Genomic DNA, 12,507 nt, shown 5'->3' on the forward strand with positions numbered 1-12,507 from the left:
TGGTTAGAACCTTGTGAAAAGATTGAGGATCGGCGCTGCGCGCAGGAAGTCCTGATAGGCTCCGCGGACTGCCGAGTAGCCGACGACGATACGGTCGCCGCCAAGAATTTCGGGATCGGGCGCACGGCCTTCGCGGATCTGCTTCAGGTTGAAAACCGCACCATAGCGTTCGCCGTCGATTTCACGGAAAACGATGACTTCATCGTCCACAGCCGTGAACTGGAGACCCTGCGCACGCGCGATGGCCTCGAGAAGCGAGGACGTACCGGCGATCTCGTAGACACCCGGCGAATTGACCATGCCATCGACGGTGACACGCTGAGCGGCGGAGCTGACGACGCCCACCACGACCTGCGGGTTGCGGATGTAACGGCTACCGAGGCCTGCTTCGAGCTCTCGGCTGAGTTCGATCGGGGTCTTGCCCTCGGCCGCCACTTCGCCAACGAAGGGATAGTTGAACGTCCCTGCCGAATTGACCGAGATTTCGTCGAAGGTCAGCTCGGGTTCCTGGAAAACGCGGATCGAGAGGGTGTCGAGCACGCCGATGCGATATTCGACGAGACCGTTTTCCTCCGATGCCGGCGGCACGATCCGATAGGCCTCATCACCCTTCGGCAGATTGGCCGACGGGCTGAAGCATCCGGATAGCAAAAGGCAGGCAGGGAGCAGAAGCCCCGCGAATTTCTTAGACAATGACCCTAGTCCCTCTTTGTCGACAATGGGGCCGATAGCAGAGCGACAAGCAATCCTGCAACGCATAAGAGCGCCATATTCCGCAACGGCAAATCGAGTAGCGCCTGGAGCGCTATGCAGGCACTCGCCATTGCCGCAGCCAGCGTGACCGGGGCATGAACCGAACGCAGTCCGCGCCATGTTGCGAACAAGAGGTAAAGCCCCCAGCCAATCACCAGCAAGCCACCGACAATGCCCGCCTCGAGCACGATTTCGAGATATTCGTTATGCGCCCTGCCTGCGCGGCCGGTCACCAGCGTCTCGAGCGATTCCTCGACCTGGAAAACCTCGTCGAAGGTGCCCATGCCGCTGCCGACGGGCCAGTAACGATCGATGCCATTGGCAGTGTCTTCCCAGATATCGGGGCGCGAATCCTCAAGGTCGCCATAACGCTCCCACGTCGCGCCGAGACGGTCGTTGGTCGCGACGAGGGCGCCGACCGCGGCAATGCCAAGCACGCCGGCACCGATAATCGTCCAGCGCTTGCGCGCTTCCACCTTCGCCAGCTCCTTCAGGATGAGCCAGCCGATCCAGGCCAGCGGGAGGAGCAGAAGCGCCGTGGAAGACCGCGAGTTGGTCAGCACGACCCCGATGACAAGGAGCATGGCGACAAAGGCCATCGCGGCGGACTGGGTCGCCCTGCGCGGCTTGTCGGCGTAAAAACCAACCATCGCGCAAAGCCCGATGACCATCAGGAGGCCGCTGCTGTTGTGGTTGGCAAAGAAGCCGTAGAACCGGCCATCCGAGCGGCTGCCGTAAAGGATGAGCGCATCGGAAGAGGTCGCAAACTGCAGTGCGCCGAACAGGAAGTTCGCCAAGGCCAGGCCGACCAGTAGCAGCAGGATGTGGCGACCTTGCGCCAGCTTCCTGCCGAAGACGGCGGTAAGGACGGCAAGCGGCCCAATCAGAGCCAGCACTGCCGTAAGTGTGCGGGCGCGATCGAGCGTGATCGGGAACCAGTCATCCCCGGCACCGACGAGTTCGCGGCTTTCCACCGCCATGTCGCGGCCAGGGAGCGACTGCCACAGGCCCGCAGGCAGCGGCAGCAACTGGATGAGCGGCAAGGCCAGCGTGAGCCCGACAAGTATCAGCAGGGTCTTGGGCGCCGTCGCTACGAAATGCCGCAACGCTCCGGGCGTGAACAACAGGATGCCAAGCGCCACGAGCTGTACGAGGAGGTTGGTAAGGCCGCGACCGACACCTCCTCCACCGAACATCAGGGAGATCGCCATCAGGGCGATCAGTGACCATCCGATCATCCGCGTCCATTCGATGGGCGAGACCGGCTTTTGTGATCGGTTACGTGAGAGCATGGATGTTCCCGCAGGGTAGCAGACATGAAAAACCCCGCCGACCCGAAAAGGCCGGCGGGGTCAAAACTCTTAAAGAGCGGACTTAGAGAGCCGAACCCGGGGTACGGTCGTCATCGTCGTCACCAGTTGCAGCGATGATACCGATGATCACTGCGATAGCTGCGACGATAGCGATGATGGTGGCGCCGCCACCAGCTTCGCTAACTTCGTCAGCCGACTGGGCCGAACGGCTTACGGTCGACATCTTGACGGGCTGAACCGAAACGGTTCCGGCGTCGGCGGCACGGGTGCCGGCCTGAGCTGCAACCGGAACAACCGCCATTGCGACTGCACCGAGGCCCGAGAGAAGGCGGCTGGTCTTCATAAGGTAGTCTCCTAGTGTTCTTCTTACGAGAATTCGATCTGTGGGCTAGCAACGTATCCCACTAAGTGCAACCGGTTAAATCGCCGTAAAGTGCAAAACTTCGCACCCGCACAATCCACCAATATGCGCCTCTCGTGAAGGTTCCGAGAAAAAAGCAAATTATTATTATTGTGGGATTTTCGCCTCAGTATGCGTTTGGATGCACGAGAACGCGGGCTGTTGCCAACATGATACGCAAGTCACCTAAAGGGGACCAGTCCCTGATGTATTCGAGATCGGCCTGAAGTCGATCGGTCAAATGACTTTCGGTTTCCGTTGCCCCGCGATGGCCGCGTATTTGGGCCAGGCCGGTCAAACCGGGTTTAAGCGAATGCCGCTGCCAGTAGTCGCTGTCGATTTCCCAGAACAGCTTTTCATTGGCGAGTGAGCCGAGGGCATGCGGTCGGGGCCCGACAAGGCTCATCTCCGAGCGCAGCACATTGATCAGCTGTGGCAGTTCGTCGAGGCTGGTGCGGCGAATGAACTTGCCGATGCGCGTGACGCGGTCATCCTCGCGCGACGTGGAGCGCGCACCTTCGGCATCCAGCTTGGCGACCTTCATCGAGCGGAACTTGAGCATGTCGAACATGCAATTGCCCTGCCCCATGCGCGGCTGGACAAAGAATACGGGCCCGCCATCTTCCAGTTTGATCAGCAGCGCGACGATGAGCATCAGCGGACCGAGCAGGACCAGCGCCGGTATGGTGAAGGCGAGATCGATAACGCGCTTGGTCAGCCGCGCTCTCAATCCGAGCGGACCGGCCGACACCACAAGGAACGACCAGCCGCCTTCGCGTTCGAGCGCGATCGCACCCAGCTCCTGCAGGCTTTCCGAGAGGACTTCGCCGTGGACACCGGCCGCCCGCATGATTTTTGCCCAGAATACCCGGCGCTCGACCGGGCAACTCACGATTACGCGGTCCATGTTGCGCATGGTTCGGCCCAGGAGGTCGAGCGCGGCCGGATCGGTCTGTGCCTTTTCGACCATGGCCGCATCGGCGGTCACCCGGTCGGTCCCCTTGAGAACCACTTCCGGTCCGCCATCCTCGATGACGAGCACATTGCTGACCCGCCCGCCATAGTTCTTGCGGATGTAGAAGCTCAACAGGACACGCAAGCCTGCCATGACAGCGAAGGACAGGATGATCGCAAGCGAATAGGTCACTCGGGCGAAATCGCCGCCCGAGCGCACGTAGAAGGTCATCACGAGGAACAGCATGGCCGACAGGACAAGCGAAATCGCCAGCCTGCCGAGCGCATAGCGCCAGTCTTCCAGCGCGCGGATCGAATAGACACGGTTGTAGATCGCGATGACCAGGAAGATCGGCAGGGTGAACTGCATGACCTGGATTGCGCGGGCAGACGGAATATCGCCGACGTAGATCGCACCGGCGACCCAGAAGCTGACGAACAGGATCCCCGTGTCCAAAAGGAAGAGCAGCGCGTACATCTGGACGCGCTGGTGCTCCATCGAAGGACGCAGGTTGTTTTCGAGATATTGTTCTAGCGACATTCTCAATTGCGCTCTCAAGGAGAGGAGCTGCGACCCATCTATGAAGAAACGTCCGACCGTCGGCTCATCCGACGGCATCTGAGGCCGCATAGTCGAGCCGGTGCTCGCTTGGCAATATCGACCGAGCGTCCGCGCATCCGAAATTATTCGGGATTCGGTGCCGGATCAGGCCGTCGCAACCCTCGCCTTGCTCTCATCCGCCTGTCTGCTAAAGCGCCCCCAACTCCATTCGAACTGACAGGAAACAAATGGCCAAGATCAAGGTAGCCAACCCGGTCGTCGAACTCGACGGCGACGAAATGACGAAGATCATCTGGAAGTGGATCCGCGAACGTCTGATCCTTCCTTACCTCGACGTCGATCTCAAATATTATGACCTCTCGATCGAGAAGCGCGACGAGACCGATGACCAGATCACGGTCGACGCGGCCAACGCGATCAAGGAACACGGCGTCGGCGTGAAATGCGCCACCATCACGCCCGACGAAGCGCGCGTCGAGGAATTCAGCCTCAAGAAAATGTGGCGCTCGCCCAACGGCACGATCCGCAACATCCTTGGCGGCGTGGTCTTCCGCGAGCCGATCGTGATCGACAACGTGCCGCGTCTCGTGCCCGGCTGGACCGACCCCATCGTGGTTGGCCGTCACGCTTTCGGTGACCAGTACCGCGCCACCGACACGCTGATCCCGGGCGCGGGCAAGCTGCGCCTCGTTTTCGAAGGCGAGAACGGCGAGAACATCGATCTCGACGTCTTCGAATTCCAGAGCCCCGGCGTCGCCATGGCGATGTACAACCTCGACGACAGCATCCGCGACTTCGCGCGCGCCAGCTTCGCTTACGGCCTCGACCGCAAGTGGCCGGTGTACCTGTCGACCAAGAACACCATCCTCAAGAAGTACGATGGCCGCTTCAAGGACCTGTTCCAGGAAGTGTTCGACGCCGAATACAAGGCCGAGTTCGAGAAGCACGGCCTCACCTACGAACACCGCCTGATCGACGACATGGTCGCAGCAGCGCTCAAGTGGAACGGCAAGTTCGTCTGGGCCTGCAAGAACTACGACGGCGACGTGCAGTCGGACATCGTTGCGCAGGGCTTCGGCTCGCTTGGCCTGATGACCTCGGTCCTGATGACGCCCGATGGCAAGACCGTCGAAGCGGAAGCAGCGCACGGCACCGTCACCCGCCACTATCGCCAGCACGAGCAGGGCAAGGCAACCTCGACCAACCCGATCGCCAGCATCTTCGCCTGGACGCGCGGCCTCATGTATCGCGGCAAGTTCGACGGCACGCCCGATGTCGTGAAGTTCGCCGAGACGCTCGAGCAGGTCTGCATCAAGACAGTCGAAAGCGGCAAGATGACCAAGGACCTCGCGCTGCTGATCGGTCCGGACCAGAGCTGGATGACCACCGAACAGTTCTTCGAAGCCATCGTCGAAGGCCTCGAAGCAGAAATGGCAAATTGGGGCTGAAACCTCGTCTGACCATGAAAGGGGCGGCTTCGACTCTGGTCGGGGCCGCCCTCATTATTCTTGCATCGCCGGTTATGGCGCCGCAGCTGCTGGCCTTCCCCCATTCGGTTGAGACGGAGATCGGCACGATCCATTCGGAGAAACCGCTCGACGCAGCCATGGTGCGAGAGAGTGTGCAATCGGTGCAGGCCCGTATGTCGACGACACCCCTTGCCTCTACTTCCGAATCCCGGCCAATATTCATCACCGATGGAGGCTGGCGCTGGCATTGGCTGGCGGTCAGTTCCTCCGGTTCGCTTGCGATCACGCGACCGCTCAACACTGCGGTTGTGGTCAACAAGGCCGATCCCGAGAGCGGCAAAATCGCCTCTATCGGGGGAGAACGCACCTTGGGATCGGTACTTGCCCATGAGTTCACCCACGGTTTGATCCGCCGCAGGTTCGGCATCCTGCGTTCGATGGCCTTTCCGCAATGGAAGGTCGAAGGCTATTGCGACTATGTTGCTGGCGAAAGCACGCTATCGGACGAACAAGCAGCCGCTCTCAAAAGTAGCGGAACCGATAGCCCGGCATTGGTTTACTTTCACGGCCGCCGCCGCGTCGCTGAAATCCTCGCGCAGAACGGCGGTTCGGTCGACCAATTATTCAACACGGAAGATTGATGCCCAGCAGCACGAACCCAAAGAAGCGCACTACTCGCCGCAAGGGTAGCGAGAAGTACGGCCAGAAGCGGCTCGACGTGCGCAATGCGATGATCAAGGACATTCCCGGCATCGCGAACCTCGTGCGCCGGGTTTATGGAGACATGCCCGCCTATACCCACGGCGAGATCCGGGGGCAGATCAACAATTTCAAGGAAGGCTGCTTCGTCGCGCTGCTTGATGACGAGGTGGTCGGCTATTGCGCTACCATGCAGCTGGCCGAGGCGCTCGCCTTCCAGGACCACGACTGGGACGAGATCACGGGTAACGGCTATGGCAGCCGCCACGATCCGACCGGTGACTGGCTCTATGGCTACGAGATGTGCGTCGACCCCAAGGTGCGCGGCGTGCGCATCGGGCGACGGCTGTACGAAGAACGCCGAGCGCTGGCCGAAGAGAACGACCTGACCGGTATCGTCTTTGCCGGACGCATGCCGAATTATCGCCGCCTGCGCCGCAAAGTCGAAGGGCCGAAGGACTATCTCGAAAAGGTCGTCGAGGGGAAGCTGCACGACCCTGTGCTGCGCTTCCAGCTGGCGAATGGCTTCGAACCCGAACGGATCATCGAGGGCTACCTGCCCGAGGACAAGGCCAGCATGGCCAACGCCGTGATGATGGTCTGGCGCAATCCCTATGTGGAGCGCGACCAACCGGTGAAGAAGCGCATCCCGCGCGGCGTCGAGGCTGTGCGCGTGGCGACCTGCCAGCTGCAGGCGCGGCAGGTTGCCGACTATGACGAATTCATGCGCCACGTCACATATTTCGTAGATGTTGCAAGCGATTACGAATCGGACTTCATAGTCTTTCCCGAACTCTTCACACTCATGTTGCTGAGCTTCGAGGAGAAGGAACTCTCGCCCGTCGAGGCCATCGAGCGCCTGTCCGAATATACGCCTCGCCTGCGCGATGACATCTCCGAGATGGCGATGCGCTACAACATCAACATCATCGCTGGCAGCCACCCGACACGGATGGACGATGGCGACATCCATAACGTCGCCTATGTCTGCCTACGCGACGGGTCGGTCCATGCGCAGGAGAAGATCCACCCCACGCCGAACGAGCGATACTGGTGGAATATCAAGGGCGGCGACAAGGTCGAGGTGATCCAGACCGACTGCGGCCCGATCGGCGTGCAGATCTGCTACGACAGCGAGTTCCCCGAGCTCAGCCGCCGCCTCGCCGACGAAGGCGCGCGTATCATCTTTGTACCCTTCTGCACCGACAGCCGCCAAGGGTATCTGCGCGTGCGATATTGTGGACAAGCCCGCGCGATCGAGAACCAGTGTTTCGTCGTCCTGTCGGGCAATGTCGGGAACCTGCCCAATGTCGGCAATATGGACATCCAATATGCGCAAAGCTGCATCCTGACGCCTTGCGACTTCCCCTTCGCGCGCGACGGGATCGCCGCCGAATCCACCGAAAATGTCGAAACGCTCACCATCAGCGACGTGAATCTTGCCGACCTGCAGTGGGCGCGCGCCGAAGGCACGGTGCGCAACCTCGCCGACCGGCGCTTCGATCTCTACCGGATCGAATGGGACGAGGACGGCAAACACCCCGGCAAGCCCCGCCCGCGCCGCGAGCCGCTCGGCCCCACCGGTCCCGGTGGTGGCTAATCGCAGTCAAGTCTCGTGACTTAACCGGACCTGCTGGCTAGAGCTTACCCATGGCATCGGGCGAACTCGCATCACCTGCACTTTCCGACGCGCTCGTCATCCTTGGCGCAGCGGGACTGGTCATCCCGGTCTTCACGCGTTTCCGCATCACGCCGGTCATCGGGTTTATCCTGATCGGTATCCTTGTGGGGCCATACGGCCTGGGCCAGATGGTGTTCGAGCGACCATGGCTTGAACATATAACCATATCCGACCCGGACTCGCTCGACCTGTTTGCGGAGTTCGGGATCATCCTCCTCCTGTTCGCCATCGGGCTGGAGCTGTCGTTCAAACGCCTGTGGCAATTGCGGCGGCTGGTTTTCGGGCTCGGCGCAGCAGAGTTGCTGATCGGCGGGCTCTGTCTTGCCGTCGTGCTGTCGATGATGGGCCAGTATTGGATCGGCGCGCTGGCGCTCGGTTTCGCCCTCGCCTTCTCCTCGACCGCCATCGTCCTGCCAATTTCGGGCAGCACGAGCCCGGTCGGGCGAGCGGCGCTGTCCATGCTCCTGTTCGAAGACATCATGATTGTGCCCATCGTCTTCGTGCTGGGCGCCATGGCGCCCAATGCCGCGTCGGAAGGCTGGGAAGGCCTGCTCACCACGCTCTGGCAGGGCGCGCTGGTCATCGCCGTGATGATGATCGCGGGACGCTTCGCCCTTCCCCGCCTCTTCGCACAGGCGGCGCGGACCAAGAGCCCCGAACTTTTCCTCGCCGCCTCGCTGCTGGTGGTGATCGGATCGAGCCTCGCCACGGCAGCCGTCGGCCTTTCGCCCATTGTCGGCGCGCTGATCGCCGGCCTGCTGATCGCCGAGACCGAATATCACGGCGAAGTCGAAAGCATCATGGAGCCGTTCAAGGGCCTCGCGCTGGGTATCTTCCTCATCACCGTCGGCATGAGCATCGATCTCGCCACGATCTGGGAGCATATCGGTTCGATCACCACCGCCGTTGTCGGCGTGGTGGTGTTCAAGGCGCTGCTGACCGGCGTGCTGCTCCGCCTGATGGGCGCGCGCCGCAGCACTGCGGCAGAGACAGGCATCCTGATGGCGAGCCCATCGGAAACCACCCTGATCGTCCTTGCTGCCGCCAGCTCCGCCCTCCTGATCCAGCCTGGCACGGCCCAATTCTGGCAGATCGTGACCGCTATCGGACTGACGATTACGCCACTCCTCGCGCGTCTGGGCCGCGTCGTTGCGCGCCGCGTGGAGCCGGTACCCGAATTGCCCGAGGAGGACGAAGGCGAGCGCCGCGTCATCATAATCGGCGCAGGGCGCGTCGGGCGGTTGATCGCGCAAATGCTTGACGAGCACGGAAAGCCCTACGTGGCTCTCGATTCCAACGCCGACCTCATCGAAGGCGCCAAGCGCAAGGGCTATCGCGCTGTCTTCGGAGACGCCGCCAGGGGCGATGCGCTGCATCGTCTTGGCATCGAGGATGCGCTGGCAGTCGTTCTGACGATGGACGAACCCATCCTCGCACAGCGGCTCGTCGCCAAGCTGCGCGCCGACTATCCCGACCTGCTGATCGTTGCCCGCGCCCGCGACATCAACCACGCGGCAGAATTGTACCGCGCCGGCGCCAGCCATGCAGTCCCTGAAACTCTCGAAGCCACGCTGCAACTGAGCGAGGCTGTCCTTGTCGATATCGGTGTTGCCATGGGACCCGTCATCGCTTCGATCCACGAGAAGCGCGACGAGTTCCGCGAACTGATCGAGAAGGAAGGCGCGCTCGACTACAAGCCGAAGCTACGCTCAAGCACGGCAGACGGTTGAACCTTTCGCTCTCTCCATGCGTTGAGAGGGCAAAAGGAGAATAAAATGAGCGACATCGACCCGACGAAGCCCATCCCCAACGACGAAAAGTTCAAGCCGCAGAACGTGGCCGATCCGCTGAAGGACCAGGCACCCGACCAGCTGCGCGGCAAGCCCGGCGATACCGAAGGCTACGATATCGAGCAGGGCTCGAGCGCCGTCACCAAGAAGACGCCCAGCGCCTGATAAATTTCTCCAGGAGAGGAGAAAGACGCCTGACCGGTTAGCGCCGGTCAGGCGTTTTCTTTTGCCAGCGCGCCGCGCACTGCATCGAGTGCTTCGGCAGCTTTCGAGCCATCCGGCCCGCCGCCCTGCGCCATGTCGGCGCGGCCACCGCCGCCCTTGCCGCCCAGCGCTTCGACACCGGCGCGAACCAGCTCGACGGCGCTAAAGCGGCCGGTCAGGTCGTCGGTCACGGCAACGGCAAACGCCGCCTTGCCATCGTTCACCGCGCAGATCGCTGCAACGCCCGAACCCATACGGGTCTTGGCTTCATCGAGCAGAGGTCGCAGTTCCTTGGGGCTAAGGCCGTCGATTGCCTGGCCCGAGAACTTCACACCGGCGATATCTTCATCGGCAGGTCCAGCATCGCCTGATCCGCCGCCGCCCAGCGCAAGCGCGCGCTTGGCTTCGGCGAGTTCCTTTTCGAGCCGCTTGCGCTCGTCGACCAGCGCCGACACGCGTGCGGCAGCCTCGTCTGGCGAAGTCTTGAGAGCGCCGGCAATGGCGCGCACGGTTTCATCGCGTGCGAGGAGCCACCGGCGGGCCGCTTCACCGGTCAGCGCCTCGATGCGGCGTACGCCCGAACTGACCGCGCTTTCGCTGACGATCTTGAACAGGCCGATATCGCCGGTCGCCTCGACATGCGTACCGCCGCAAAGTTCGACTGAGTAATTCTTGCCCTCGCCGCCCTTGCGGCCCATCGACAGGACGCGAACCTCGTCGCCGTATTTCTCGCCGAACAACGCGAGTGCGCCGGCGGCAACCGCATCGTCGGGCGTCATCAGGCGCGTGCCGACCTTTTCGTTGGCGCGGATTTCTTCGTTCACCTCAGCCTCGATGGCGGCGATGTCGTCATCGCCGAGCGGCTTGGGGTGCGAGAAGTCGAAGCGGAAGCGGTCGTCGGACACCAGCGACCCCTTCTGGGTCACATGCTCGCCTAGCCGATTGCGCAGTGCCGCGTGGACGAGATGCGTCGCCGAATGGTTGGCGCGGATGCGGTCACGACGTCCGGCGTCGATTTCGAGATGCACGGCATCGCCGACCTTGATGCTGCCCTTCTCGACCTTGGCGATATGCGTGTGCAGGCGGCCGAGCGGCTTGTTCGTGGTCGAGACTGCGATCTCGAGACCTTCAGGGGTCCAGATGCGTCCGGCATCGCCGGTCTGGCCGCCGCTTTCGCCATAGAACGGCGTCTGGTTGGTCAGGACGATGACATCGTCGCCTTCCGACGCGCTGTCGACTTCCTTGCCGTCCTTCACCAGCGCGACGACTTCTGCCTCGCCGGTGTCGGAGGTGTATCCGGTGAACTCGGTGGAGCCTTCACGCTCGGCTATATCGAACCAGACTTCCTCGCTGGCAGCTTCGCCCGAACCCTTCCACGCAGCGCGTGCGGCGGCCTTCTGCTGCGCCATGGCCGCATCGAAGCCGTCCTTGTCGACGCCAATGCCGCGGTTGCGCAGCGCGTCTTCGGTGAGATCGTAGGGGAAGCCATAGGTGTCGTAGAGCTTGAAAGCGGTCTCGCCGTCCAGAGTGCCGCCCTCGCCCATGTCGCCGGTGGCTTCGTCGAGCAGCTTGAGGCCCTTGTCGAGCGTGCGGCGGAACTGCGTTTCCTCGCGCTCGAGCACTTCCTGGATCAGCGCCTGTCCGCGAACGAGTTCGGGGTAGGCAGCGCCCATCTCGCTGACAAGCTCGGGGACGAGGCGATGCATCAGCGGCTCGCTCGCGCCGAGCAGGTGCGCATGACGCATGGCGCGGCGCATGATGCGGCGCAAGACGTAGCCGCGGCCTTCATTGCTGGGCAGAACGCCGTCGGCAAGCAGGAAGCTGGTCGAGCGCAAATGGTCGGCGATGACGCGGTGGCTGGCCTGCTGGTCGCCTTCGGCCCTGACGCCAGTCAGCGATTCACTGGCGCCGATCAGCGCCTTGAAGGTGTCGGTATCGTAATTGTCGTGGACGCCCTGCATGACTGCAGCGACGCGCTCGATGCCCATGCCGGTGTCGATGCTGGGCTTGGGCAGGTTGCCGACGATCTCGTCAGCTTCCTGCGTGAACTGCATGAAGACGAGGTTCCAGATCTCGACGAAGCGGTCGCCGTCTTCTTCCGGCGAACCCGGAGGGCCGCCCCAGATGTGGTCGCCATGATCGTAAAAGATTTCCGAACACGGGCCGCACGGACCGTCCGAGCCCATGGCCCAGAAATTGTCCTTGGTCGGGATGCGGATGATCTTGTCATCGGCAAAGCCGGTACGCTTCTTCCACAGGTCGAAGGCTTCGTCGTCCGTGTGGTAGACGGTAACCAGCAGGCGCTCGGGATCGAGGCCCCATTCCTTGGTCAGCAGGGTCCAGGCATTGTCGATCGCCTGTTCCTTGAAATAATCGCCGAAGCTGAAATTGCCGAGCATCTCGAAGAATGTGTGATGCCGCGCGGTATAGCCGACATTGTCGAGATCATTGTGCTTGCCGCCTGCGCGCACGCATTTTTGCGCACTGGTGGCGCGCGGTGCGGGCGGGGTCTCGAGGCCGGTGAAGGCATTCTTGAACGGGACCATGCCAGCGTTCACGAACATCAGCGTGGGATCGCTGAACGGCACGAGCGGCGCACTCGGGACTTCGGCGTGGTCCTTTCCGGCGAAAAAATCGAGGAAGGAGCGGCGGATTTCGTTGGTCGACGTCATGGGAGCGCAG

Annotated in this window: 10 protein-coding genes; 5 read left to right on the forward strand and 5 right to left on the reverse strand. The window is 62.1% G+C overall.

What is annotated here, in order from left to right:
• Positions 1–3 precede the first annotated feature (3 nt).
• The 4 genes from K3136_RS02155 to K3136_RS02170 all read right to left on the reverse strand — a co-directional run bounded on the left by K3136_RS02155 (position 4) and on the right by K3136_RS02170 (position 3,961).
• On the reverse strand, positions 4–693 hold the full coding sequence (locus K3136_RS02155) for a polysaccharide biosynthesis/export family protein (protein ID WP_221431292.1): 690 nt from the start codon (positions 691–693) through the stop codon (positions 4–6).
• 5 nt (positions 694–698) lie between these two features.
• Positions 699–1,991, reverse strand: coding sequence for an O-antigen ligase family protein (locus K3136_RS02160; protein WP_221431293.1), 1,293 nt, complete (start codon positions 1,989–1,991; stop codon positions 699–701).
• Between the two features lie 136 nt (positions 1,992–2,127).
• Complete coding sequence (locus K3136_RS02165) at positions 2,128–2,409, reverse strand: hypothetical protein (RefSeq protein WP_221431294.1); 282 nt, start codon at positions 2,407–2,409, stop codon at positions 2,128–2,130.
• A gap of 184 nt (positions 2,410–2,593) precedes the next feature.
• Positions 2,594–3,961, reverse strand: coding sequence for an exopolysaccharide biosynthesis polyprenyl glycosylphosphotransferase (locus K3136_RS02170; protein ID WP_247711402.1), 1,368 nt, complete (start codon positions 3,959–3,961; stop codon positions 2,594–2,596).
• A 248-nt stretch (positions 3,962–4,209) separates the two neighbouring features.
• On the opposite strand from K3136_RS02170, the gene K3136_RS02175 reads away from it, so the two are divergent.
• The 5 genes from K3136_RS02175 (at position 4,210) to K3136_RS02195 (ending at position 9,786) form a co-directional block, all read left to right on the forward strand.
• Entirely contained in the window at positions 4,210–5,430 is a 1,221-nt protein-coding gene (locus K3136_RS02175) for an NADP-dependent isocitrate dehydrogenase (protein ID WP_221431295.1), read from the forward strand.
• 74 nt (positions 5,431–5,504) lie between these two features.
• Complete coding sequence (locus K3136_RS02180; RefSeq protein WP_221431296.1) at positions 5,505–6,092, forward strand: hypothetical protein; 588 nt, start codon at positions 5,505–5,507, stop codon at positions 6,090–6,092.
• An 89-nt stretch (positions 6,093–6,181) separates the two neighbouring features.
• Positions 6,182–7,750: a bifunctional GNAT family N-acetyltransferase/carbon-nitrogen hydrolase family protein gene (locus tag K3136_RS02185; RefSeq protein ID WP_247711499.1), complete on the forward strand. Its 1,569-nt coding sequence runs from the start codon at positions 6,182–6,184 to the stop codon at positions 7,748–7,750.
• 50 nt (positions 7,751–7,800) lie between these two features.
• Positions 7,801–9,561: a cation:proton antiporter domain-containing protein gene (locus tag K3136_RS02190; protein WP_221431298.1), complete on the forward strand. Its 1,761-nt coding sequence runs from the start codon at positions 7,801–7,803 to the stop codon at positions 9,559–9,561.
• A 45-nt stretch (positions 9,562–9,606) separates the two neighbouring features.
• Positions 9,607–9,786 carry a hypothetical protein gene (locus tag K3136_RS02195; protein ID WP_221431299.1) on the forward strand — a complete coding sequence of 60 codons (180 nt, stop codon included), beginning with the start codon at positions 9,607–9,609 and terminating at the stop codon, positions 9,784–9,786.
• 47 nt (positions 9,787–9,833) lie between these two features.
• Here K3136_RS02195 and alaS read toward each other — a convergent pair whose 3' ends face one another.
• Positions 9,834–12,497: an alanine--tRNA ligase gene (alaS, locus tag K3136_RS02200; protein ID WP_221431300.1), complete on the reverse strand. Its 2,664-nt coding sequence runs from the start codon at positions 12,495–12,497 to the stop codon at positions 9,834–9,836.
• Positions 12,498–12,507 lie beyond the last annotated feature (10 nt).

It is taken from the genome of Qipengyuania gelatinilytica, from assembly GCF_019711315.1.
Classification (GTDB): domain Bacteria; phylum Pseudomonadota; class Alphaproteobacteria; order Sphingomonadales; family Sphingomonadaceae; genus Qipengyuania; species Qipengyuania gelatinilytica.